Here is a 22,705-nt window from a genome sequence, read left to right as displayed (position 1 = left end):
GATTCGGCGTAACGCGCCTGAAAAAAACGTGGTGTTGTCTTGATGATAGATGTTATACATATAACATGTTTAACGATAATGACACCGCAATAACAATCCCTCGATCGGTGCGCTGACATGTCTACAGAAAAGAACAGCTTCCTTCAGTTGCTCGAGCAAGAGTTCTCGAACCTGACCCCGACTGGCAAACGCATTGCCAGTTACCTGTTGGGAAACCCGGATCAGCTACCGTTCGAGTCGGCCGACAGCATCGCGCAGCAGGCTTCCACCACTGGCATTTCCGTGGGGCGTTTTTTCCGTTCGCTGGGTTATCAGAACATCGATGAGGTCAAACAGAGTCTGCGCGGCGAAGCGCCGGCGTCGTGGTTGATCACCGACCGGATCGGCGCCTTTCGCACCGAAAGCACTCGAGAAGACGCACTCGACCGTTCCATGAGTCGCGAGATCGAGGCCATCCGGCACGTTTATGGCCTGGCGCGCAGCGGTGCCTTCGCTGAAATCGTGCAGCGCATCTACGAAGCCGATGCGGTATTCATTCTCGGCATCCAGTCGACCCGCGGGATTCTCACCGCGTTTCATAGCCACCTCGAATACATCCGGCCCAAGGTTTATTACGTCGACGGCTTGTCCGGCATCTACGCCGAAACCCTGAATTCCGGCTTTGCCAACCCCTACGCAATCATTTCGGATTTCCGGGCCTATTCCAGTGTGACCCGGACCTTCTGCGACGCCGCCATCGATAACAACCTGCCCTTGGCCCTGATCACCGATCTGCAATGCCCGTGGGCACGTGACTACCCGCTGGATCTGCTGCAACTCAAAACCGATGTCGGGCAGTTCTGGGACTCCCCTGCCCCGCTGGCCTGCCTGTTGAACCTGATGGTATCGGCCGTAGCGGAAAAGTTCGGCGACCGCCTCGATGAACGCCTGAGCAAAAACCGACAATTGCAAAAAGCTTTCGGCCAGTTCGAAGGCTAGATCCATCCAATCCCAACTGGAGTTTTTGCGTGAACAACAGCCCCCTTGTAGAGATTGATGCCGAGCGATATCAGGTGCAAATCGATCTGATCTACGCCAGTGCCGACAATCTGGCTGGAAAGGTGATTTACCCGAGTGCCCGTTGCCTGCTGCATCGCCAAGCGGCCGACTGCCTGGGCAAGGCCAGTGAACTGGCGCGGCTGGCAGGTTACACACTGCGGATTTATGACGCCTACCGTCCACCTTTCGCCCAGTTTCTATTGTGGGAGGCATTGCCTGACGGTAACTACGTGCGCGATCCCCATTTGGGCTCCCACCATAGCCGTGGCGTGGCTGTGGATTTGACCCTGGTGGGCAGCGATGGACAGCCGCTGGATATGGGCAGCGCCTTCGACACCATGGAAGAGAAGTCCCATCAGTTCTACCCGGACCTTCCCGTTCACGTGCAACGCAATCGTCTGCTGTTGCTGGGAATCATGCTCGCGTCCGGGTTCTGCGCAATTCCCACTGAGTGGTGGCATTACGAACTTCCGGATGCCGATGATTACCCCTTGCTGGACGACAACCAGACCACGTTCTCGAACAACTAAAACCGCAACAAACCGATAACGAAACCACAGAGTTTCGCAGCCAACGCAACGCGATAACAACAAGCGTTACCTGCTTCACCTGCAACTGCCCGGTTATAGCTTTTATAAAAAACCTGACGTACTTCCATACATCGAATGATTAAGGAAACCGGCATGACCCCAATGAACACCGTGACCCGAAAAACCTCTCCACGCACCAGCAAGCTGCTGCTTGGTCTACTGTGCAGCGCGATGAGCCTGGGCGCCTGGCAAGCCGCTTCGGCAGCGACGGCTCAGGACACTCTGGTCATCGGCAAGCCCGCCGACCCACAAACGCTCGACCCGGCGGTAACCTTCGATAACAACGACTGGACCATCACCTACCCGTCCTATCAGCGTCTGGTGAGCTACAAAACTGACGGTGACAAGAGCAGCACCGAAGTGACAGGGGATCTGGCGGAAAGCTGGACCGTGTCGCCGGATAACCTGGTCTGGGAGTTCAAGATCAAGCCTGGCAACAAGTTCGATGACGGCACCGCAGTGGATGCTGCTGCCGTGAAGTTTTCCTTCGATCGCCTGATGACCCTCAAGCAAGGGCCGTCCGGTGCATTCCCGGAGGACATGGTGGTGGCGGTGATCGACCCGCAGACTATCCGCTTTACGCTTAAAACGCCGTTCGCCCCCTTCCTGTTCGTCCTGGCCCACAACGGCGCCTCGATCGTTAACCCGCTGGTGGCCAACAAGGGCGCCGAAACCAATGCCTGGCTGTCCAGTCACACCGCAGGCTCCGGTCCTTTCCGCCTGACCAGTTGGCAAAAGGGCCAGTCCGTCACGATGGAGCCGAATCCCTACTTCGCCGGTCCCAAGCCTGCGTTCAAGACCGTGATCCTCAAGACGATTGCGGAGCCCTCCGTGCGTCGGCTGCAACTGGAGCGCGGGGACCTGGATATCATCGAAGACATGCCCGAAGACCAATTGGGCGCACTGGGCGGCAAGCCCGGCGTAGTGGTCAAAGATTTTCCTTCGTTGCGCGTCACTTACCTGTACCTGAACAACAAGAAGGGTCCTCTGACGGACGTCAACGCCCGTCGCGCGATCACCGAAGCGGTGGACTACAACGGCATCGTCAAGGGCATTCTCAAGGACAAGGCCAAGCTGCTGAACGGGCCGATACCGGATGGCATGTGGGGCTACGACAGTTCGCTGCCAGTGATGAAGCAGGACCTGGCCGCCGCGAAGAACAGCCTGGCCAAGGCCCCTCAGAAGATCACCAACCTGAACTACATGTACTCGGACAAGGACGCCAACTGGGAACCGATCGGCCTGACCTTGCAGGCGGCCCTGGCCCCTCTGGGCATCAACCTCAAACTGGAGAAAACCGCCAACGCCACCCTGCGTGAACGCGTTGGCCAGGCCGACTACGACATCGCGGTGGGGACCTGGAGCCCGGACTTCGCTGACCCGTACATGTTCATGAACTTCTGGTTCGACTCCAAGATGCAGGGCCTGCAAGGCAACCGCTCGTTCTATAGCAACCCGGAAGTCGACAAGCTGATTCGCGAAGCGGCCGCTGTCAGCGACACCGCCAAACGCGTCGAGCTTTACCAGACTGCGCAGAAAAAGGTGCTCGACGACAGCGTCTATGCCTACCTCTATCAGAAGAGCTACTCCCTGCCGATGCGTGATTCGGTCAAGGGCTACGTGTTCAACCCCATGCTCGAACAGGTGTTCAACCTGGGAAGCATGAGCAAGTAAACATGCTCCTTCGCGCCAGCCCCCGGCGGCTGGCGCGGCTTCTGATTTCGTCGCTCGTGTAACTGAGGTGCCAGATGGCCTTCCTGACATTGTTGCGCAAGCGCCTGCTCGGCTTGATGTTGGTCGTGTTCGGTGTTTCGCTGATTACCTTTTCAATTTCCCACTTGATCCCGGGCGACCCTGCCCGATTGATCGCCGGCGACCGCGCCAGCGACGCTCTCGTGGCCGGCATCCGTCATCAACTTGGATTGGATCTGCCGCTGTATCAACAATACGGTCGCTACCTGATGGATCTGTTGCACGGGGACCTGGGAACCTCGATACGCACCAACCGTCCCGTCCTGGAGGACTTGCAAGCGTTCTTCCCGGCCACACTGGAACTGGCGTTGGTCGCACTGACGTTGGCGATTCTGGTCGGTGTGCCGCTGGGCGTGTTGTCAGCGGTTTACCACAACCGGCTGATCGATCAGATCGCCCGGACCCTGGCGGTCACCGGTATTTCCACCCCGGCCTTCTGGCTCGGCCTCGGTGCAATCGTGTTGTTCTACGGCCATCTGGGCTGGCTGCCCGGTGGTGGCCGGCTATCTGAAGGGCTCTCGCCGCCACCGACGATCACGGGTTTTTACCTGATCGACTCGCTGCTGGCGGGGGATGTCCGACTGTTTCTCGATGCGGCCGAACACCTGATTCTTCCAGCCGCAACGCTGGGCTTCGTGACCCTGGGGGTAGTCGCCCGGCAGATCCGCTCGGCCATGCTGGATCAATTGGGCGAGGACTACATCCGCACCGCGCGCGCCTATGGCCTGTCCCGGTGGACAGTGATCCTGCGTCACGCCCTGCCCAACGCCCTCATCCCTTCGGTGACCGTCCTTGGGTTGACCCTGGGTGATTTGTTGTACGGCGCGGTACTGACCGAAACCGTATTTGCCTGGCCCGGCATGGGGGCCTATGTGGTCAAGTCGATCCAGTCGCTGGATTTCCCGGCGGTGATGGGCTTTGCGATTCTGGTTTCGTTCATCTATGTCCTGTTGAACATGGCTATCGACCTTTTGTATCGCGTGATCGACCCACGCATCGGCGAGGTGAATTGAAATGTCTGTGACTCTGACGGCGGCACGTGGCCCGCGCAGGGCTGAAAAACTCGCCTACCTGGCTTACCAGATCCGCCGGAGCCCGCTGACCATGGCGGGCCTGTTGATCACTTCTATCGTACTGCTGTGCATGATCTTCGCGCCCTGGCTCGCCAGCCACGACCCGAATGCACTGAACCTCGGCGAACGCCTGGCGCCGCCATCCGCCGACCATTGGTTTGGCACTGATGAAGTGGGTCGCGACCTGTTCAGCCGGGTGCTGTTCGGCAGCCAGCAGTCGGTGGGCGTCGGCCTGTTCGTGGCTTTCGCCTCCTGTTTCATCGGCGGGCTGCTAGGGTGCTTTTCGGGGGTGATCGGTGGGCGTTTCGACGCCTTCATCATGCGCCTGATGGACATCATGCTTTCGGTCCCGTCACTGGTGCTGATCATGGCATTGGCGGCCGCATTGGGCGCGAGTCTATTCAACGCCATGCTGGCCATTACCCTGGTGCGAATCCCATCCTACGTACGGCTGGCCCGTGGCCAGGCCTTGAGTATTCGACAGATGGGGTACGTCAAGGCCGCCCATACGTTCGGGGCCGGACGCTGGCACGTGGTGCACTGGCACGTGGCGCGAAACGCAATGCCGCCCTTGCTGGTGCAACTGAGCCTGGATATCGGTAGCGCCATCCTCATGGCCTCGGCCCTTGGATTCATCGGCCTGGGCGCGCAACAGCCAACCGCCGAGTGGGGCGCAATGGTCGCCACCGGGCGCAATTACATCCTCGATAACTGGTGGTATTCGACCTTTCCAGGCATGGCGATTCTGATCACCGCAACCGGTTTCAACCTGCTGGGCGATGGTGTACGCGACCTGCTCGACCCACGGCAACAGGGGAAATGACAATGCAGACTTCGAGCCCAGTGCTGGCCATCGACAATCTGAGCCTGGAATTCCCGGCTTACAAAAACAATGTGAAAGCCTTGAACGGCGTGACGTTGCACGTCAATCCCGGCGAAATCGTCGGCGTGGTGGGCGAGTCCGGGTCGGGCAAGTCGGTCACGGCCATGCTCAGCATGCGTCTGCTGCCCGAGCGCAGCTATCGCATTACCGCGGGCAGCCTCAGCATGCTCGGCCGCGACATGCTCACAACGCCTGAAAAGGAACTGCTGCAGATTCGCGGACGCGATGCGGCGATGATTTTCCAGGAGCCGATGACCGCCCTGAACCCGACCCGGCGCATCGGTCGACAAATGCTCGATGTGATCATCCATCACCAGAAAATCAGTGCGGCCCAGGCGCGGCTCAAGGCGATTGCCCTGTTGCGCGACATGCACATCGCCAGCCCCGAGCACGTATTGGAGAGCTACCCGTTCGAACTGTCCGGGGGCATGCGTCAACGGGTGATGATTGCGCTGGCGTTCTCCTGTGAACCGCAACTCTTGATCGCCGACGAGCCGACCACCGCGCTCGACGTCACGGTGCAACGCCAGGTGCTGTTGCTGCTGCGAGAAAAGGCCAGGCAACGGGGGACTGCCATTTTGCTCATCACCCATGACATGGCATTGGTGTCGCAGTTCTGTGACCGGGTGTATGTCATGTACACCGGCGCTGTGGTCGAAGAAGGCCGCACCGTCGACGTGATGAACAATCCGCAACACCCTTATACCCGTGGGCTGCTCAGCGGCCTTCCGGAAATGGTGGAGCCGGGCCAGCCGTTGCTGACCATTCCCGGGCAAGTCCCCAACCTCGCCTCTTTACCCGAGGGCTGCACGTTTCAGGAGCGGTGCTCTTACGCCATGCCGGTCTGTGCCAAACGTCCTACCCTCAATGCCATCAACGACCAACGTAAAAGCGCTTGCTGGTTGCCCGTCAAGGAGCTTTCGTGATGAACAATGCTGTCCTTCATAGGGCTATCGACATGGCTCCCCCGATTCTTCAACTCAACGATGTTCGTGTGCGTTTCCCCGTCAGTAACGACTGGCTGGGTCGGCCGCGAGGCTTTGCTCACGCTCTCAATGGCATTGATCTTCAGGTACGAGCGGGCGAAACCCTGGGGATCGTGGGTGAGTCAGGCTGTGGAAAAAGCACATTGGCGCAATTGTTGATGGGCTTGATTGCGCCCAGCAGCGGCGATTTGAGCTGGGCCAGTCGCACCGGCAGCGAAGGCCGCAACAACGTGCAGATTGTGTTCCAGGACCCCCAGTCTTCGCTCGACCCGCGTCTGCCGATCTGGCGAATCATCACCGAGCCACTGTACGCCCGGGGTCATGGCGATCGGGCACAGATGCGTGAGGTGGCAGCCAAGGTCGCGTCCCAGGTCGGTATCCGACCGGAATACCTGGATCGCTTCCCCCACCAGTTCTCCGGCGGCCAGCGTCAGCGGATTGCCATTGCCCGGGCCCTGTCCTCCGACCCGGATATTATCGTCCTCGACGAACCTACATCGGCGCTGGATATCTCGGTTCAGGCGCAGATCCTCAACCTGCTCGCAGAGCTGCAACGCGCCCGCAACCTGACCTACATCCTGATTTCCCATAACGTGTCCGTCGTGCGTCATATGGCAGACCGGGTTGCGGTGATGTATTTGGGGCAAATCGTCGAGCTGGGCCAAGCTGCCCAGGTGCTCGATCAGCCACGCCATCCCTATACCCGCCTGTTACTCGAAGCAGTTCCACGACTGGGCGTTGCGCTGCATGAAGAGCAGGTGGCGGCGCCTACCGAATTGCCGGGTAACCGTCATCTGCCGACTGGCTGCTTCTTTCGAGATCGGTGCAGCCTGTGCACCGTTGGCTGTGACAAACCCCAGGTCCTGCAGGGAGACGAGCGGCAGCGGGCGCGGTGTCATTTACAAGGCTGATTTCCTGTCGGCGGACAGCCTGTTGTGGCGCATAAAAAAACCGGCTTTATTAGCCGGTTTTTTTGACCTTCTGGAAAACCTATGCACATTTTTCAGAATTTTATGAAGTTAAGAAATATATAGTTAAATCATAGTCTTAACAGAAAAGTGTGGCCTGTATCAGCAAAACGGCACACAGGTTATCCACAGAGCTCAGACAGCCACTTGATCGCTGGCCACCGGGGCTTGTGGGGCGGGTGGAAGTGATCCCATTTCCCGTTGCATCTGCTCGTTCCAGGCCTGAACCCGATCGTTAAGCTCGGCAATGGCGCGCGGCCCGCTACCCTCGGCATGCATCGGCTTGCCGATGATCACGGTAATGACACCTTGCTTCTTCGCCCAGCCGGTTTTTGGCCAGAACTTGCCGGCGTTGTGGGCAATGGGCAGCACCGGAAGTGCGGCATTGACCGCCAGTGCGGTGCCGCCGCGAGAGAACTTCCCGATGGTGCCGTAAGGGACCCGTGTTCCTTCAGGAAAGATCAGCACCCAGACGCCATCCTTGAGCAACTCATCGCCCCTCTTTGCGACTTGCCTGAGTGCGGCTTTCGGGTTGTCACGGTCGATTGCAATCGGTCGCAACATGGCCATGGCCCAGCCGAAAAAAGGGACATACAGCAACGAGCGCTTGAGCACCTGGCTCAACGGCTCGAAGTAGGCCGAGAGAAAGAATGTTTCCCAGGTGCTCTGATGGTTCGATTGAATCACGCAGGGCTGGTCGGGCACGTTCTCGGCGCCTTTCACTTCGTAACGGATACCCAGGAACACCTTGCTCAGCCACAAGGCGCAGCGGCACCAGTAAACGTTGATGAAGCGATAACGCGCCTTGAATGGCAAAAACGGCGCGACAAAAAAGCTCAGGCTGCACCACAGCAACGAACTGGTGCCCAGCAGCAGGTAAAAGAGGAAGGTTCTGATGGCCTGCAATATCGACATGGTGACGTTTACCGTTGCGGGAACTGCCCGTCCTATATAAAGCGCACTTCCCTTTCATCCCTGGTCAGGACCAATCGAAGCGCACACTTACTCAAGGGCATGTGTGGATAAGTTCTGCGGCTATTGCCGCCAGATCGTCAAAAATCAATGTGCCTACCGGAAGGGTCTTGCCCAAAGTCTTCACGCCTTTTCCGGTCTTTACCAAAACTGGCTGAGAATCGACGGCTTTGGCAGCTTCCAGGTCACCGAGACTATCGCCGACGAACCATAGATTAGTCAGCGATACGTTGTAATGTGCGGCGATGTTTTTCAACATCCCGGGTTTTGGCTTGCGGCAATCACAGCCATCGTCCGGCCCGTGCGGGCAGTAGACGATGAGGCCGACTTCACCGCCCTGCTCTGCCACCAGCGAGCGCAAGCGCTCGTGCATGGCGTCCAGGGTGGCGATGTCGTAATAGCCGCGAGCGATGCCGGACTGGTTGGTAGCAACCGCTACCGTCCAGCCGGCCTTGCTCAACTGCGCGATGGCTTCGATCGACCCGGGGAGCGGTATCCACTCCTCCACTGACTTGATGTAAGCGTCGGAGTCGTAGTTGATCACCCCGTCCCGATCGAGTATCAGCAGTTTCAAACAGTCTTACCCCAGCAACGAAATATCGGCGACGCCGAGGAACAGGCCACGCAGACGTGCCAGCAACGCATAACGGTTGGCGCGAACTTTCGCGTCTTCCGCGTTGACCATCACGGCTTCGAAGAACGCATCCACCGGCTCGCGCAAGGCGGCCAGGCGTGCCAGCGATTCGCTGTACTGACGCGCTGCGGCCATAGGCTGAACCGCCTGGTCTGCCTGCTGGATCGCCGAGTACAGGGAGAACTCGTTGGCATTATCGAAGTACTTGGCTTCCACGACGGTTGGCACGGAGCCTTCCACCTTGCTCAGCAGATTCGAAACGCGTTTGTTCACGGCAGCGAGGGCAGCGGCTTCCGGCAGCTTGCGGAAGGCCTCTACCGCTTGTACGCGCTGGTCGAAGTCCAGGGCCGAACCCGGCTTCAGGGCACGCACCGACAGGTAGGTCGCGACGTCGACGCCTTCGTCCTCGTAACGGGCACGCAGACGGTCGAAGATGAACTCCAGCACCGCGTCGTTCAGGCCGGCAGCCTTGACCTTGGCACCGAAGGCATTCACGGCGAAAGCCACGGCGTCGTTCAGGTCTAGGTCGAGTTTCTTGTCGATCAGGATGCGCAATACGCCCAATGCGGCACGGCGCAAGGCGTACGGATCTTTGCTGCCGGTAGGCAGCATGCCGATGCCGAAAATACCGACCAGGGTATCCAGCTTGTCAGCGATGGCCACGGCCGCACCGGTCAGGGTGGTCGGCAGCTCGGCGCCGGCACCGCGCGGCATGTATTGCTCGTTCAGTGCCAGTGCAACGTCTTGTGGCTCGCCATCGTTGAGGGCGTAATAGTAGCCGGCGACACCTTGCATCTCCGGGAACTCGCCGACCATTTCGGTCGCCAGGTCGCACTTGGACAGCAGGCCGGCGCGAGTCGCCCACGCGGCGTTGCCGCCGATGCGCTGAGCGATGAACGCGGCCAGTTTGGAAACGCGTTCGGCCTTGTCATAGACGCTGCCGAGTTTTTCCTGGAACACCACGTTTTGCAGGCGCAGGTTGAAGTCTTCGAGTTTCTGCTTCTTGTCTTGCTTGAAGAAGAACTCGGCGTCGGTCAGGCGTGGACGAACCACTTTCTCGTTACCGGCGATGATCTGCTGCGGGTCTTTGCTCTCGATGTTGGCCACGGTGATGAAACGTGGCAGCAACTTGCCGTCGGCATCCAGCAGGCAGAAATACTTCTGGTTGTCCTGCATGGTGGTGATCAGGGCTTCTTGCGGTACGTCGAGGAAACGCTCTTCGAACGAGCACACCAGCGGCACCGGCCATTCAACCAGCGCGGTCACTTCGTCGAGCAGGTCCGGCGGCACGATCGCCGTGCCTTCCTGACGGGTGGCCAGCTCTTCGGTGCGCTTGCTGATGATGTCGCGACGCTCGTTGGCGTCAGCCAATACATAAGCGGCACGCAGGTCAGCCAGGTAGCTGGACGGCGAACCGATGCGCACGCTTTCCGGATGGTGGAAGCGGTGACCACGGGAATCGCGGCCGGCCTTCTGGGCGAGGATGGTGCAGTCGATGACCTGGTCACCGAGCAGCATGACCAGCCATTGGGTCGGGCGAACGAATTCTTCCTTGCGAGCACCCCAGCGCATGCGCTTGGGAATCGGCAGGTCGTTCAGCGAATCTTCAACGATGGTCGGCAGCAGGCTCGCGGTCGGCTTGCCGGCGATGTTTTGGCTGTAGCGCAGTTTCGGGCCACTCTGATCGATTTCGCTCAGATCGACGCCGCACTTCTTGGCAAAGCCCAGTGCCGCTTGGGTCGGATTGCCCTCGGCATCGAACGCGGCCTGGCGTGGCGGGCCATCGAGGTTGATGCTGCGATCGGGCTGCTGAGTGGCCAGCGAGGTGATCAGCACGGCCAGGCGACGTGGCGCGGCATAAACGGTTTTGGTCTCGTAGTTCAGGCCGGACGCTTGCAGGCCCTTGTCGATGCCGGCCAGAAACGCTTCGGCCAGGGTGTTCAGGGCTTTGGGTGGCAGTTCTTCAGTGCCCAATTCAACCAGAAAATCCAGAGCACTCATTGTGCAGCCTCCAGCTTGGCCAGTACTTCATCACGCAGGTCCGGGGTTGCCATCGGGAAGCCCAGCTTGGCGCGAGCCAGCAGGTAGGCTTGCGCGACGGAACGCGCCAGGGTGCGCACACGCAGAATGTATTGCTGACGCGCGGTCACCGAGATTGCCCGGCGCGCATCCAGCAGGTTGAAGGTATGGGACGCCTTCAACACCATTTCGTAGCTTGGCAACGGCAGCGGCTGGTCGAGTTCGATCAGGCGCTTGGCCTCGCTTTCATAGAAATCGAACAGTTCGAACAGCTTCTCGACGTTGGCGTGTTCGAAGTTGTAGGTCGACTGCTCCACTTCGTTCTGGTGGAACACGTCGCCGTAGGTCACTTTGCCAAACGGACCGTCAGCCCAGACCAGGTCGTAGACCGAGTCCACACCTTGCAGGTACATGGCCAGACGTTCGAGGCCGTAAGTGATCTCGCCCGTCACCGGGTAGCACTCGATGCCGCCCGCCTGCTGGAAGTAAGTGAACTGCGTCACTTCCATGCCGTTGAGCCAGACTTCCCAGCCCAGACCCCAGGCACCGAGGGTCGGCGATTCCCAGTTGTCTTCGACGAAGCGGATGTCGTGCACCAATGGGTCCAGGCCCACGTGCTTGAGGGAGCCCAGGTACAGCTCCTGGAAATTGTCCGGGTTCGGCTTCAAGACCACCTGGAACTGGTAGTAGTGCTGCAGACGGTTCGGGTTTTCGCCATAGCGGCCGTCAGTCGGGCGACGGCTTGGCTGCACATAGGCGGCGTTCCAGGTTTCCGGGCCAATGGCGCGCAGAAATGTTGCGGTGTGGAAAGTGCCGGCGCCTACTTCCATATCGTAGGGCTGAAGTACCACACAACCTTGCTCGGCCCAGTATTGCTGGAGGGCGAGGATCAAGTCTTGGAAGGTACGCACGGCTGGCGTAGGCTGGCTCACGAATTCACCTGTTTCTTGGGCTGCGATTTAAAGAGCGGGAGTATACCCGATTCATTGCTGCGCACGCCCCCTGGAGCCTTATGCCACGCTGCTTTTGGTGTTCCGAAGATCCGCTGTACATGGCTTATCACGATCAGGAGTGGGGCACGCCGCTACGCGATGCGCAGGGATTGTTCGAGTTGCTTTTGCTCGAAGGGTTCCAGGCCGGGCTTTCCTGGATCACCGTTTTGCGTAAACGCGAGCACTATCGCCGGGTGATGTATGGCTTTGACGTGCAGCGCGTGGCGCAGATGAGCGACGCCGAAATCGATGATTTGATGCTCGATCCGGGCATCATCCGCAATCGTCTCAAACTCAACGCGGCCCGGCGCAATGCCCAGGCCTGGCTGGCGCTGGAAGACCCTGTCGAGTTTCTCTGGTCGTTTGTCGGCGGCGTTGCAAAGATCAATCATTTCAAGGATCGCACCGAAGTCCCGGCCATCACGCCCGAGGCGGTGGCGATGAGTAAAGGCCTGAAAAAGGCCGGCTTCACCTTCGTTGGCCCGACCATTTGCTACGCCCTGATGCAGGCTTCGGGCATGGTCATGGACCACACGCGCGATTGCGACCGCTACGCGCTGCTGGCGAACGGCGGTTAGAATAGCCGCCTCGCGCACAGCACAAGATCAGGAGTGACCTGTGGATAAGTTTAAAGGCGCCTTGCTGGTAGGCGCTCTGCGGCTGTTTGCCCTGCTCCCGTGGCGGGCGGTGCAGGCTGTCGGCTCGGCGATTGGCTGGGTGATGTGGAAAACCCCTAACCGTTCCCGCGACGTGGTGCGGATCAACCTGTCCAAATGCTTTCCGGAGATGGACCCCGCCGAACGTGAGCGTCTGGTCGGCCAGAGTCTGAAAGACATCGGCAAGTCACTGACCGAGAGCGCCTGCGCCTGGATCTGGCCGGCCCAGCGTTCCATCGACCTGGTGCGTGAAGTCGAGGGGCTCGACGTTCTGAAGGATGCACTCGCCTCCGGCAAGGGCGTGGTCGGCATCACCAGCCACCTGGGCAACTGGGAAGTGCTCAACCACTTCTATTGCAGCCAGTGCAAACCGATCATTTTCTACCGTCCGCCCAAATTGAAGGCGGTGGATGAATTGTTGCGCAAGCAGCGGGTACAACTGGGCAACAAAGTGGCCGCTTCCACCAAGGAAGGCATCCTCAGCGTCATCAAGGAAGTGCGCAAAGGTGGTGCAGTGGGCATTCCCGCCGACCCGGAACCGGCCGAGTCCGCCGGGATCTTCGTGCCGTTCTTCGCCACTCAGGCACTGACCAGCAAATTCGTACCGAACATGCTCGCGGGCGGCAAAGCGGTCGGCGTCTTTCTGCACGCCCTGCGCCTGCCAGACGGTTCAGGCTATAAAGTGATCCTCGAAGCCGCGCCAGAGGCCATGTACAGCACGGACACCGAGGAATCCTGTGCCGCCATGAGCAAGGTGGTCGAGCGTTATGTGCGGGCGTATCCAAGCCAGTACATGTGGAGCATGAAGCGCTTCAAGAAGCGTCCGCCCGGCGAAGAGCGCTGGTATTGAAACAATTGGCACAGTCTGTGGATAACTTGTAGGAGCGGGCCTGCTCGCGATGGACCTGAGGGCACCACGGGGAATCAGACTTCCCGCGTCATCGTTCACGACCATCGCGAGCAAGTTATCCACAATACGTTCATAAGGGCGCAGTAGATGTCCGAACAACGCAAATCATTTCGCATCAAGATCAGTCATGACAGCTTCGGCGAATGCCTGGGCCAGACGCGCAATCTGTCGGCCACGGGTGTCTACGTCAAACATCCGGCCTTGTCGGCTCTACCCAGGGGCGCGGTGGTTTACGGACAGGTGCAGGGCTTGCCCGCCGGCGCGCCGCGTGTGCGCATGGAAGTGGTGCAAGTGGATGCCGAAGGCATTGATTTGCGTTATCTCTGATCAGTGCGCCTGCCGATCGAGCTTTTTCAGGAATACCGTCATTTCTTTCTCGGCCTGTTTGTCGCCATGGGCTTTGGCGGCCTCCAGGCCTTGCTCCCAGGCCTGTCTTGCGGCGGGATAGTTCTCCAGGGCCTGATGGGCCTTGCCCAATAGCTTCCACGCGGCCGAATACTTCGGATCAATCTCGACGCAACGCTGGAAATGCTCCACAGCCTTGGCGTTCTCCCCCAGATCCAGGTAGCCCTTGCCCAGGCCGAAGCGCAGCAATGAGTTATCCACACCCTTGGCGAGCATTTTTTCCAGGGATTCGATCATCAGTGAATTCCTTGTTGAGATTATTCAGGGATATCTATGTGTCCTGTGGATCGCATTCGCGGGCAAGCCCACTCCCACAGTGTTTTGCGGCGAACACATAGGTTGTGTACGCCTGGATTCCTGTGGGAGCGGGCTTGCCCGCGAAGAGGCCAGTCAGGCCACTGCAGAATGTCGATCAGAAGAAACTGAGTCCCACATGGAACAGCTTCTCCACATCCCGAATATGCTTTTTATCCACAAGGAACAGAATCACGTGGTCGCCAGTTTCGATCACCGTGTCATCGTGGGCAATGATCACTTCTTCGTCGCGGATGATCGCGCCGATGGTCGTGCCCGGCGGCAGGCCGATGTTCTCGATGGCTTTGCCGATGACCTTGCTCGATTTCGCATCACCGTGGGCAATGGCCTCGATGGCTTCCGCCGCGCCCCGGCGCAGTGAGTGCACGCTGACGATGTCGCCACGGCGCACGTGGGCCAGCAAGGTGCCGATGGTCGCCAGTTGCGGACTGATGGCGATGTCGATGTCGCCGCCCTGAATCAGGTCGACGTAGGCCGGGTTGTTGATGATGGTCATCACCTTCTTCGCGCCCAGGCGTTTGGCCAGCAGCGACGACATGATGTTGGCTTCGTCGTCATTGGTCAGGGCCAGGAAGATGTCCGCATCCGCGATGTTTTCTTCTATCAACAAGTCGCGGTCGGAGGCACTGCCCTGCAGCACGACGGTGCTGTCGAGGGTGTCCGAGAGATGGCGGCAGCGTGCCGGGTTCATCTCGATGATTTTAACCTGGTAACGGCTCTCGATGGCTTCGGCCAAGCGCTCGCCGATCTGCCCGCCGCCAGCGATGACGATGCGTTTGTAGCTCTCGTCGAGACGGCGCATTTCACTCATCACCGCGCGAATGTTCGCTTTGGCGGCGATGAAAAACACTTCGTCGTCCGCTTCGATCACCGTATCGCCCTGCGGCAGGATCGGGCGATCGCGACGGAAAATGGCCGCCACGCGGGTTTCGACATTCGGCATGTGCTCGCGCAACTGCCGCAATTGCTGACCCACCAGCGGTCCGCCGTAATAGGCCCGTACCGCGACCAGTTGCGCCTTGCCCTCGGCGAAGTCGATCACCTGCAACGCACCCGGATGCTGGATCAGGCGTTTGATGTAGTTGGTGACCACTTGTTCCGGGCTGATCAACACGTCCACCGGAATCGCTTCGTTATCGAACAGTTCGGAGCGCGTGAGGTACGCCGCTTCGCGCACGCGGGCGATTTTGGTGGGGGTGTGGAACAGGGTGTGGGCCACCTGGCAGGCGACCATGTTGGTCTCGTCACTGTTGGTCACGGCCACCAGCATGTCGGCGTCGTCCGCTCCAGCCTGGCGCAGTACCGTCGGCAGTGAGCCGCGACCCTGGACCGTGCGGATGTCCAGGCGGTCGCCGAGATCGCGCAGGCGCTCGCTGTCGGTGTCGACCACCGTGATGTCGTTGGCCTCGCTGGCCAAATGCTCCGCCAGCGAACCGCCGACCTGCCCTGCACCGAGGATGATGATTTTCATCCAGTCACTCCATTGAATCCGTTAACCGCGCGCGGCGGCGATCTTGATCAGCTTGGCGTAATAGAAGCCATCGTGGCCGCCTTCTTGTGCGAGCAATTGGCGACCATGGGGTTGCTTGATGCCGGCCGCCGTCGCGAGGTCCAGTTCTCGGGCGCCCGGCGTGCGGGCAAGGAACGCTTCGATGACTTCGGTGTTCTCGGTCGGCAGCGTGGAGCAGGTGGCGTAGAGCAAAATGCCGCCGACCTCCAGGGTTTTCCACAGGGCATCCAGTAGCTCGCCTTGCAGCAGCGCCAGTGCGGCGATGTCATCGGGCTGGCGGGTGAGCTTGATGTCCGGGTGACGGCGAATCACGCCGGTGGCCGAGCACGGCGCGTCCAGCAGGATGCGCTGGAACGGCTTGCCATCCCACCAGGTGGCGGTGTCGCGACCGTCGGCGGCGATCAGCTCGGCGCTCAGGCCCAGGCGTTCGAGGTTTTCACGCACGCGTACCAGGCGTTTGGCTTCCAGATCCACGGCCACCACGCCCGCCAATGCCGGCTCGGCCTCGAGGATGTGGCAGGTTTTGCCCCCCGGTGCACAGCAGGCGTCCAGCACCCGTTGGCCGGGCGCCAGGTCAAGCAGATCGGCGGCCAGTTGCGCCGCTTCATCCTGCACGCTGATCCAGCCTTCGGCGAACCCGGGCAGGCTGCGCACGTCGGTGGCGGCGTCGAGGATGATGCCGTCACGGCTGTAAAGGCATGCACGGGCGGCGATACCGGCCTCGCTCAGCAAGTCGAGGTAGGCGTCGCGGGTGTGATGGCGTCGATTGACGCGCAGGATCATCGGCGGGTGAGCATTGTTCGCCGCGCAAATGGCTTCCCATTGTTGCGGCCAGAACGCTTTCAGGGATTTTTGCAGCCAGCGCGGATGGGCGGTACGCACTACCGGGTCGTGTTCCAGCTCCGCCAGCAGCGTTTCGCTCTCCCGTTGGGCGCGGCGCAGCACGGCGTTGAGCAAGGCTTTGGCCCAAGGTTTTTTCAGTTTGTCAGCGCAACCGACGGTTTCACCGATGGCGGCGTGGGCCGGCACGCGGGTGTAGAGCAACTGGTAGAGGCCGACCAGCAACAAGGCTTCAACATCGGCGTCCGCTGCCTTGAAAGGCTTCTGCAGCAGTTTGGCCGCCAGCGCCGACAATCGCGGCTGCCAGCGTGCGGTGCCGAACGCCAGGTCCTGGGTGAAACCGCGATCGCGATCTTCGACCTTGTCCATTTGCGTAGGCAGCGAACTGTTGAGAGAGGCTTTTCCGCTGAGAACAGCAGCCAGTGCCTTGGCGGCGGCCAGACGCGGGTTCATTGAGCGTCCGCCGTTTGACCGAGGACGGTGCCCACCGCGAATTTCTCACGACGGCTGTTGAAAAAGTCGCTGAAGTTCAGCGCTTTGCCGCCGGGCAATTGCAGACGGGTCAGGCACAGCGCCTGCTCACCGCAGGCGACGATCAGCCCGTCCTTGCTGGCGCCGAGGATTTCACCGGGTGTGCCCTTTCCTTGCGCGAGGCTCGCGGCCAACACTTTCAGCGCTTCGCCGTTCAACGTGCTGTGGGTGATCGGCCATGGGTTGAAAGCACGGACCAGGCGTTCCAGCTCAATCGCCGGGCGGGTCCAGTCGATGCGGGCTTCGTCCTTGTTCAGCTTGTGCGCGTAGGTAGCCAGGCTGTCGTCCTGCACTTCGCCTACCAGCGTGCCGGCAGTGAGGCCGGCAATGGCTTGAATCACCGCAGGCGGGCCCATTTCGGCCAGGCGATCATGCAGGCTGCCGCCGGTGTCTTCGGCGCAGATCGGCGTGATGACCTTGAGCAGCATCGGCCCGGTGTCGAGTCCCGCTTCCATGCGCATCACGGTCACGCCGCTCTCGGCGTCGCCCGCTTGCACGGCGCGCTGGATCGGCGCCGCACCGCGCCAGCGCGGCAGCAGCGAGGCATGGCTATTGATGCAGCCCAGGCGCGGAATATCCAGCACCACTTGCGGCAGGATCAGGCCGTAGGCGACCACCACCATCAAGTCCGGTTTCAATGCGGCCAGTTCAGCCTGGGCGTCTTCGTTGCGCAGTGTTGGCGGTTGCAGCACCGGGAGGTTGTGTTCCAGAGCAAGCTGCTTGACCGGGCTCGGCATCAGCTTCTGGCCACGGCCTGCCGGGCGATCCGGCTGGGTGTAGACCGCAACGATCTCATAAGGGCTGTTCAACAGGGCCTTGAGGTGTTCAGCGGCGAATTCCGGGGTGCCGGCAAAGACGATGCGCAGTGGCTCAGTCATGAAGGGCTCTCTATTGCAAAGCATCTTGAAAAGAAAAAGGCTTGCCGCAGCAAGCCTTTGAAGGAGGGCATCAAGCGTTCTGGCGATGGAGCTTTTCCAGCTTCTTCTTGATCCGGTCGCGTTTGAGCGTCGACAGGTAATCGACGAACAATTTGCCGTTCAGGTGGTCGCATTCGTGCTGGATGCACACCGCGAGCAGATCTTCGGCGATCAGTTCGTAAGGTTGACCGTCGCGGTCCAAAGCCTTGACCTTGACCCGTTGTGGGCGATCGACGTTTTCGTAGAAACCCGGCACCGACAGGCAGCCTTCCTGATACTGACCCATGTCGTCGGTCAGCGGCTCGAGCTCAGGGTTGATGAACACGCGCGGTTCGGTGCGGTCTTCGGAGAGGTCCATCACGACGATACGTTTGTGCACGTTGACCTGGGTCGCGGCGAGGCCGATGCCCGGTGCTTCATACATTGTTTCAAACATGTCATCGACCAACTGACGCACTTCGTCGTCCACTACGGCCACTGGTTTGGCGATAGTGCGCAGGCGCGGATCAGGGAATTCGAGGATGTTTAAAATGGCCATAAGCTTGATGACTGCACGTGTGAAGTAAGGTCGGATCGATGGCCTGGCGAGTCCGAAGATGCAGGCTATCTATGTAAAACGTAGCTCCCTTCTATTCATAAGCAAGCCGGGAGCGAGCCACTGACGGCTCTGGCGTTTCACGCGAACGCACATAATAAAGGGATTCACCGCATGAGGAAATCACTACTCGCCTTGCTCCTTCTGGCCTCGGCAGGCTGGGCGCATGGGCAAGTGCAGCTCAGGGAAGGTTTTCCACAGACATACACAGTGATCCCAGGGGACACACTCTGGGACATCTCGGCAAAATTCCTTCGTGAGCCGTGGCAGTGGCCCGAGCTCTGGCAGGCCAATCCGCGGATCGAAAACCCCGACCTCATTTATCCCGGCGACTCGCTGGCGCTCGTCTACGTCAATGGCCAGCCACGGTTGACCCTCGATCGCGGTGCGTCCCGAGGCACCCTCAAGCTCTCGCCACGGGTGCACAGCAGCCCGGTGGCGGAAGCCATTCCGAGCATTCCTCTGAGGTCGATCAAAAGCTTTCTGCTGAGCAACCGCATCGTCGACAAGGTCGAGGATTTCGACAAGGCGCCCTACATCGTGGCCGGGGACGCCGAGCGGGTGCTCAGCGGCGTTGGCGATCGCATCTTCGCTCGCGGCCAATTCGACCCGGCACAGCCGGTCTACGGCATCTTCCGCCAGGGCAAGACCTACACCGATCCACAGACCCAAGCGTTTCTGGGGATCAACGCGGATGACATCGGCAGCGGAGAAGTCCTCGCCACCGAAGGCGACGTCGCCACGCTGGCGCTGCAGCGCACGACTCAGGAGGTGCGCCTCGGCGACCGCTTGTTCAGCGGTGAAGAACGCTCGATCAACACAACCTTCATGCCCAGTGCACCGAAAAATGAAATCAACGGCTTGATCATCGATGTCCCGCGCGGCGTCACCCAGGTGGGCGCGCTCGACGTGGTCACCCTGAACAAGGGCCAACGCGACGGTTTGGCAGAAGGCAATGTCCTGGAGGTGATGAAGACCGGCGAAACCGTGCGCGACCGGATCACCGGCCAGCCGCTGAAAATTCCCGATGAGCGCGCCGGACTGCTGATGGTTTTCCGCACCTACGACAAGCTGAGCTACGGGCTGGTACTCAACGCATCGCGCTCGCTGGCGGTGATGGACAAGGTACGAAATCCGTAAGCGTGCTTCACAAGTTACCAACAGAGTTATCCACAGCTTATTCCCGTTTGTACGGGTGCTCATAACGATCAAGGATGATCCATGTCGATGCTTGCCACTGCACCGGTTTCCCCTGCGGAACTGGAAGCTCGTTTACGTCTGCACCGTCTACCTGAACTGGGGCCGGCGCGTTTCAAGAAACTGCTGGAGGCGTTCGGTTCGGCGTCCAAAGCCATCAGCGCACCCGCCAGTGCCTGGCGTGCGCTGGGTTTGCCGCTGGCCTGTTCCGAGGCCCGGCGATGCGCTGAAATTCGCGATGGCGCCAGTCATGCTTTGGCCTGGCTAGAGCGTCCGGGCCAGCGTTTACTGATGTGGGACCAGCCTGACTACCCTTCACTGCTGGCGCAGATCAGCGACGCGCCGCCGCTGTTATTCGTCGCCGGCGACCCCGGCATTCTGGAAAAACCGCAGTTGGCGATGGTCGGCAGTCGTCGTGCGTCACGACCGGGCATGGACACCGCCGCAGCGTTTTCCCGCAGCCTGGCCGGCGCGGGATTTGTCATTACCAGCGGTCTGGCCCTGGGCATCGACGCGGCCGCTCATCAGGCGGCGTTGGACATTGGCGGGCAAACGGTCGGCGTGCTTGGCACGGGTCTTGAAAAGTTTTATCCACAGCGCAATCGACGACTGGCCGACGCGATGATTGCCACCGGTAGCGCCGTGCTTTCGGAGTTCCCGCTGGATGCCGGTCCGAGCGCCAGCAACTTCCCGCGACGCAACCGGATCATCAGCGGTTTGTCCCTCGGCGTGCTGGTGGTGGAGGCCAGTGTGGCCAGCGGTTCGTTGATTACCGCGAGGCTCGCGGCGGAACAGGGGCGTGAGGTGTACGCGATTCCCGGGTCGATCCATCACCCCGGCGCCCGTGGTTGCCATCAACTGATCCGCGACGGTGCCGTGCTGGTGGAAACCGTCGAGCACATCCTCGAAGCCCTGCGCGGCTGGCAGCAGCTGCCGTTTTCCACAGAAGTGTCTGCGACGGCTGCGCCTCACCCGTTGCTGACCCTGCTTCACGCCGCGCCGCTCTCCAGTGAGGCACTGGCCGATGCCAGCGGCTGGGCTTTGCCCAAAGTGCTGGGGGCGTTGACGGAACTGGAGATGGAGGGGCGTGCGGTTTGCGAAAACGGCCGTTGGTTTGCACGAGTGAGCTAGGTTTTATAAACAAGATCGGTAAACTGCGCAGAGCCTTATTCTGGAGTGTTTTTCATGGTCAACAGTTGGCGTGTGCAACAAGCCGCGCAAGCAATTCGCGCCGGGGCGGTGATTGCCTACCCAACCGAAGCAGTCTGGGGTCTGGGTTGCGACCCGTGGGACGAAGAGGCCGTGGAGCGGCTGTTGCTGCTCAAGGGCCGGTCTGTGGATAAGGGCCTGATTCTGGTCGCCGACAACATCCGTCAGTTCGACTTCCTCTTCGAAGACTTCCCTGAGCTGTGGATGGATCGCATGGCCAGCACCTGGCCGGGGCCGAACACCTGGCTGGTGCCGCATCAGAACATGTTGCCGCAGTGGATTACCGGGGTGCATGAAACCGTGGCCCTGCGGGTCAGCGATCACCCGCTGGTGCGGGACTTGTGCTCACTGGTCGGGCCGCTGGTATCGACGTCCGCCAACCCTCAGGGCCGGCCGGCGGCGCGCACGCGGATTCGCGTGGAGCAGTATTTCCGTGGACAGCTTGATCTGGTGTTGGGCGGGAACCTCGGCGGGCGCAAGAATCCGAGTGTGATTCGCGATCTGGCGACCGGCCAGGTCATGCGCGCGGGTTGACGTTCGCGTCATCGTTCGCTGGCAAACCCGCTCCCACGGTGATTTCGGGTGTTCACAGTATTTGTATTCACCACCGAAACCTGTGGGAGCTGGCTTGCCAGCGATGAGGCCCTGCCAGTCGCTGAAAATCTTAAGGCAACAGAACAACCGACCCGGTCGTGCGCCGCGCCGACAACTCGGTCTGCGCCTTCGCTGCTTCAGCCAGTGGATAACGCTGGCTGATATCGACCGTCAGCTTGCCGCTGATGATCATCTCGAACAGTTCGTCGGCCATTCGCTGCAGGTTCTCGGCGTTGTTGGCGTAGGTCGCCAGTGTCGGGCGGGTCACGTACAGCGAACCCTTCGCCGCCAGAATCCCCAGGTTCACCCCGTCCACCGCACCGGACGCATTGCCGAAACTCACCACCAGCCCCCGGGGCGCCACGCTGTCGAGCGAAGTCAGCCAGGTGTCCTTGCCGACGCCGTCGTACACCACCGAGACCTTTTTGCCGTCAGTCAATTCCAGTACGCGCTGTGCGACGTTTTCATGGCTGTAGTCGATGGTCGCCCAGGCGCCATTGGCCTTGGCCAGTGCGGCTTTCTGCGCTGAACTCACGGTGCCGATCAACTTCACGCCCAATGCCTTGGCCCATTGGCACGCCAGGGAGCCCACGCCACCGGCCGCGGCGTGGAACAGGATGGTTTCGCCGCCCTTGAGTTCATAGGTCTGACGCAACAGGTATTGCACGGTCAGGCCTTTGAGCATGACCCCTGCCGCCTGTTCGAAGCTGATGGCGTCCGGCAGATGCACCAGGTTGGCTTCGGGCAATACATGCACGTCACTGTAGGCGCCCAACGGACCGCTGCCATAGGCCACGCGATCACCCACCTTGAACCGGGTCACTTCGCTGCCGACGGCCTCGACCACGCCCGCCCCTTCGGAGCCCACGCCCGATGGCAGGGACGGCGGCGAATAGAGGCCGCTGCGGTAATAGGTATCGATGAAGTTCAGGCCGATGGCCTTGTTGCTCACCCGAACTTGCTGCGGGCCGGGCTCGGCGGGTTGGTAATCCACATACTCGAGCACTTCGGGGCCACCGTGGGCACGGAACTGAATACGCTTTGCCATCTGCACTCTCCTGAGATCGTTTCTACCAAAGCCTCCTATCGGACTCCTAAGCTTGATCTTCGTCAACTGCG

General features: G+C 60.4%; 23 protein-coding genes. 13 read left to right on the top strand and 10 right to left on the bottom strand.

What is annotated here, in order from left to right; genetic code table 11:
- Window positions 1-117 precede the first annotated feature (117 nt).
- The 7 genes from BLV61_RS15230 (at window position 118) to BLV61_RS15200 (ending at window position 7,233) form a co-directional block, all read left to right on the top strand.
- Window positions 118-978, top strand: coding sequence for a MurR/RpiR family transcriptional regulator (locus BLV61_RS15230; RefSeq protein WP_047535648.1), 861 nt, complete (start codon window positions 118-120; stop codon window positions 976-978).
- A gap of 29 nt (window positions 979-1,007) precedes the next feature.
- On the top strand, window positions 1,008-1,568 hold the full coding sequence (gene ddpX / locus BLV61_RS15225; RefSeq protein WP_090466177.1) for a D-alanyl-D-alanine dipeptidase: 561 nt from the start codon (window positions 1,008-1,010) through the stop codon (window positions 1,566-1,568).
- Window positions 1,569-1,721: 153 nt separating this feature from the next.
- Complete coding sequence (locus tag BLV61_RS15220) at window positions 1,722-3,302, top strand: ABC transporter substrate-binding protein (RefSeq protein ID WP_047535655.1); 1,581 nt, start codon at window positions 1,722-1,724, stop codon at window positions 3,300-3,302.
- A gap of 74 nt (window positions 3,303-3,376) precedes the next feature.
- Window positions 3,377-4,393: an ABC transporter permease gene (locus BLV61_RS15215; RefSeq protein WP_047535659.1), complete on the top strand. Its 1,017-nt coding sequence runs from the start codon at window positions 3,377-3,379 to the stop codon at window positions 4,391-4,393.
- 1 nt (window position 4,394) lies between these two features.
- On the top strand, window positions 4,395-5,276 hold the full coding sequence (gene ddpC, locus BLV61_RS15210; protein ID WP_047535662.1) for a D,D-dipeptide ABC transporter permease: 882 nt from the start codon (window positions 4,395-4,397) through the stop codon (window positions 5,274-5,276).
- Between the two features lie 2 nt (window positions 5,277-5,278).
- Complete coding sequence (locus BLV61_RS15205; RefSeq protein WP_047535672.1) at window positions 5,279-6,262, top strand: ABC transporter ATP-binding protein; 984 nt, start codon at window positions 5,279-5,281, stop codon at window positions 6,260-6,262.
- Window positions 6,262-7,233, top strand: a complete 972-nt coding sequence (locus BLV61_RS15200; RefSeq protein ID WP_090466175.1) for an oligopeptide/dipeptide ABC transporter ATP-binding protein — start codon at window positions 6,262-6,264, stop codon at window positions 7,231-7,233. Before BLV61_RS15205 ends, BLV61_RS15200 begins: the two co-directional genes overlap by 1 nt.
- Before the next feature lie 192 nt (window positions 7,234-7,425).
- Here the strand turns inward: BLV61_RS15200 and BLV61_RS15195 are convergent, their stop codons facing one another.
- The 4 genes from BLV61_RS15195 to glyQ form a co-directional block, all read right to left on the bottom strand.
- Complete coding sequence (locus BLV61_RS15195; RefSeq protein WP_090466173.1) at window positions 7,426-8,205, bottom strand: lysophospholipid acyltransferase family protein; 780 nt, start codon at window positions 8,203-8,205, stop codon at window positions 7,426-7,428.
- Window positions 8,206-8,296: 91 nt separating this feature from the next.
- Window positions 8,297-8,836 (bottom strand): D-glycero-beta-D-manno-heptose 1,7-bisphosphate 7-phosphatase, encoded by a 540-nt coding sequence (gmhB, locus tag BLV61_RS15190; protein WP_047535681.1) that lies wholly within the window; start codon window positions 8,834-8,836, stop codon window positions 8,297-8,299.
- Window positions 8,837-8,842: 6 nt separating this feature from the next.
- Window positions 8,843-10,897 (bottom strand): glycine--tRNA ligase subunit beta, encoded by a 2,055-nt coding sequence (glyS, locus tag BLV61_RS15185; RefSeq protein ID WP_047535683.1) that lies wholly within the window; start codon window positions 10,895-10,897, stop codon window positions 8,843-8,845.
- Window positions 10,894-11,847, bottom strand: coding sequence for a glycine--tRNA ligase subunit alpha (glyQ, locus tag BLV61_RS15180; RefSeq protein ID WP_003213601.1), 954 nt, complete (start codon window positions 11,845-11,847; stop codon window positions 10,894-10,896). The genes glyS and glyQ overlap by 4 nt, the downstream gene beginning before the upstream one ends.
- Before the next feature lie 80 nt (window positions 11,848-11,927).
- Between glyQ and tag the strand changes: the two genes are divergently transcribed.
- The 3 genes from tag to BLV61_RS15165 all read left to right on the top strand — a co-directional run bounded on the left by tag (window position 11,928) and on the right by BLV61_RS15165 (window position 13,800).
- Complete coding sequence (gene tag, locus BLV61_RS15175; RefSeq protein WP_090466171.1) at window positions 11,928-12,485, top strand: DNA-3-methyladenine glycosylase I; 558 nt, start codon at window positions 11,928-11,930, stop codon at window positions 12,483-12,485.
- 40 nt (window positions 12,486-12,525) lie between these two features.
- Complete coding sequence (locus BLV61_RS15170) at window positions 12,526-13,413, top strand: lysophospholipid acyltransferase (protein WP_047535688.1); 888 nt, start codon at window positions 12,526-12,528, stop codon at window positions 13,411-13,413.
- A gap of 147 nt (window positions 13,414-13,560) precedes the next feature.
- Window positions 13,561-13,800, top strand: a complete 240-nt coding sequence (locus BLV61_RS15165) for a PilZ domain-containing protein (protein ID WP_047535691.1) — start codon at window positions 13,561-13,563, stop codon at window positions 13,798-13,800.
- Here the strand turns inward: BLV61_RS15165 and BLV61_RS15160 are convergent, their stop codons facing one another.
- From BLV61_RS15160 to def, 5 genes are all read right to left on the bottom strand, one after another.
- Window positions 13,801-14,118 (bottom strand): tetratricopeptide repeat protein, encoded by a 318-nt coding sequence (locus BLV61_RS15160; protein WP_161793959.1) that lies wholly within the window; start codon window positions 14,116-14,118, stop codon window positions 13,801-13,803.
- 172 nt (window positions 14,119-14,290) lie between these two features.
- On the bottom strand, window positions 14,291-15,664 hold the full coding sequence (trkA, locus tag BLV61_RS15155) for a Trk system potassium transporter TrkA (protein ID WP_090466168.1): 1,374 nt from the start codon (window positions 15,662-15,664) through the stop codon (window positions 14,291-14,293).
- Window positions 15,665-15,685: 21 nt separating this feature from the next.
- Window positions 15,686-16,996 carry a 16S rRNA (cytosine(967)-C(5))-methyltransferase RsmB gene (gene rsmB, locus BLV61_RS15150; protein WP_090466167.1) on the bottom strand — a complete coding sequence of 437 codons (1,311 nt, stop codon included), beginning with the start codon at window positions 16,994-16,996 and terminating at the stop codon, window positions 15,686-15,688.
- Window positions 16,993-17,952 carry a methionyl-tRNA formyltransferase gene (fmt, locus tag BLV61_RS15145; protein ID WP_090466166.1) on the bottom strand — a complete coding sequence of 320 codons (960 nt, stop codon included), beginning with the start codon at window positions 17,950-17,952 and terminating at the stop codon, window positions 16,993-16,995. The genes rsmB and fmt overlap by 4 nt, the downstream gene beginning before the upstream one ends.
- 70 nt (window positions 17,953-18,022) lie before the next feature.
- Window positions 18,023-18,529, bottom strand: coding sequence for a peptide deformylase (gene def / locus BLV61_RS15140; RefSeq protein WP_034149418.1), 507 nt, complete (start codon window positions 18,527-18,529; stop codon window positions 18,023-18,025).
- Between the two features lie 171 nt (window positions 18,530-18,700).
- On the opposite strand from def, the gene BLV61_RS15135 reads away from it, so the two are divergent.
- From BLV61_RS15135 to tsaC, 3 genes are all read left to right on the top strand, one after another.
- Window positions 18,701-19,726 (top strand): LysM peptidoglycan-binding domain-containing protein, encoded by a 1,026-nt coding sequence (locus tag BLV61_RS15135; protein ID WP_090466164.1) that lies wholly within the window; start codon window positions 18,701-18,703, stop codon window positions 19,724-19,726.
- Window positions 19,727-19,807: 81 nt separating this feature from the next.
- Window positions 19,808-20,914: a DNA-processing protein DprA gene (dprA, locus tag BLV61_RS15130; protein ID WP_090466162.1), complete on the top strand. Its 1,107-nt coding sequence runs from the start codon at window positions 19,808-19,810 to the stop codon at window positions 20,912-20,914.
- A 54-nt stretch (window positions 20,915-20,968) separates the two neighbouring features.
- Entirely contained in the window at window positions 20,969-21,526 is a 558-nt protein-coding gene (tsaC, locus tag BLV61_RS15125; protein WP_047535709.1) for an L-threonylcarbamoyladenylate synthase type 1 TsaC, read from the top strand.
- Window positions 21,527-21,656: 130 nt separating this feature from the next.
- Here the strand turns inward: tsaC and BLV61_RS15120 are convergent, their stop codons facing one another.
- Window positions 21,657-22,634 carry an NADPH:quinone reductase gene (locus tag BLV61_RS15120; RefSeq protein WP_047535711.1) on the bottom strand — a complete coding sequence of 326 codons (978 nt, stop codon included), beginning with the start codon at window positions 22,632-22,634 and terminating at the stop codon, window positions 21,657-21,659.
- Between the last annotated feature and the right edge of the window lie 71 nt (window positions 22,635-22,705).

The sequence above is a fragment of the Pseudomonas mohnii genome (assembly GCF_900105115.1).
Taxonomy (GTDB): Bacteria; Pseudomonadota; Gammaproteobacteria; order Pseudomonadales; family Pseudomonadaceae; genus Aquipseudomonas; species Aquipseudomonas mohnii.
This window is presented reverse-complemented; position numbering and strand designations above follow the sequence as displayed.

Excerpts from the sequence above, each read along its gene's own strand:
- BLV61_RS15230 (WP_047535648.1), top strand. The coding sequence starts at position 118 with ATGTCTACAGAAAAGAACAGCTTCCTTCAGTTGCTCGAGCAAGAGTTC.
- tsaC (WP_047535709.1), top strand. The coding sequence starts at position 20,969 with ATGGTCAACAGTTGGCGTGTGCAACAAGCCGCGCAAGCAATTCGCGCC.
- def (WP_034149418.1), bottom strand. The coding sequence starts at position 18,529 with ATGGCCATTTTAAACATCCTCGAATTCCCTGATCCGCGCCTGCGCACT.
- tag (WP_090466171.1), top strand. The coding sequence starts at position 11,928 with ATGCCACGCTGCTTTTGGTGTTCCGAAGATCCGCTGTACATGGCTTAT.
- glyS (WP_047535683.1), bottom strand. The coding sequence starts at position 10,897 with ATGAGTGCTCTGGATTTTCTGGTTGAATTGGGCACTGAAGAACTGCCA.
- BLV61_RS15200 (WP_090466175.1), top strand. The coding sequence starts at position 6,262 with ATGAACAATGCTGTCCTTCATAGGGCTATCGACATGGCTCCCCCGATT.
- ddpC (WP_047535662.1), top strand. The coding sequence starts at position 4,395 with ATGTCTGTGACTCTGACGGCGGCACGTGGCCCGCGCAGGGCTGAAAAA.
- BLV61_RS15120 (WP_047535711.1), bottom strand. The coding sequence starts at position 22,634 with ATGGCAAAGCGTATTCAGTTCCGTGCCCACGGTGGCCCCGAAGTGCTC.
- BLV61_RS15205 (WP_047535672.1), top strand. The coding sequence starts at position 5,279 with ATGCAGACTTCGAGCCCAGTGCTGGCCATCGACAATCTGAGCCTGGAA.
- fmt (WP_090466166.1), bottom strand. The coding sequence starts at position 17,952 with ATGACTGAGCCACTGCGCATCGTCTTTGCCGGCACCCCGGAATTCGCC.
- BLV61_RS15165 (WP_047535691.1), top strand. The coding sequence starts at position 13,561 with ATGTCCGAACAACGCAAATCATTTCGCATCAAGATCAGTCATGACAGC.
- BLV61_RS15220 (WP_047535655.1), top strand. The coding sequence starts at position 1,722 with ATGACCCCAATGAACACCGTGACCCGAAAAACCTCTCCACGCACCAGC.
- BLV61_RS15215 (WP_047535659.1), top strand. The coding sequence starts at position 3,377 with ATGGCCTTCCTGACATTGTTGCGCAAGCGCCTGCTCGGCTTGATGTTG.
- BLV61_RS15195 (WP_090466173.1), bottom strand. The coding sequence starts at position 8,205 with ATGTCGATATTGCAGGCCATCAGAACCTTCCTCTTTTACCTGCTGCTG.
- rsmB (WP_090466167.1), bottom strand. The coding sequence starts at position 16,996 with ATGAACCCGCGTCTGGCCGCCGCCAAGGCACTGGCTGCTGTTCTCAGC.
- trkA (WP_090466168.1), bottom strand. The coding sequence starts at position 15,664 with ATGAAAATCATCATCCTCGGTGCAGGGCAGGTCGGCGGTTCGCTGGCG.
- dprA (WP_090466162.1), top strand. The coding sequence starts at position 19,808 with ATGTCGATGCTTGCCACTGCACCGGTTTCCCCTGCGGAACTGGAAGCT.
- BLV61_RS15135 (WP_090466164.1), top strand. The coding sequence starts at position 18,701 with ATGAGGAAATCACTACTCGCCTTGCTCCTTCTGGCCTCGGCAGGCTGG.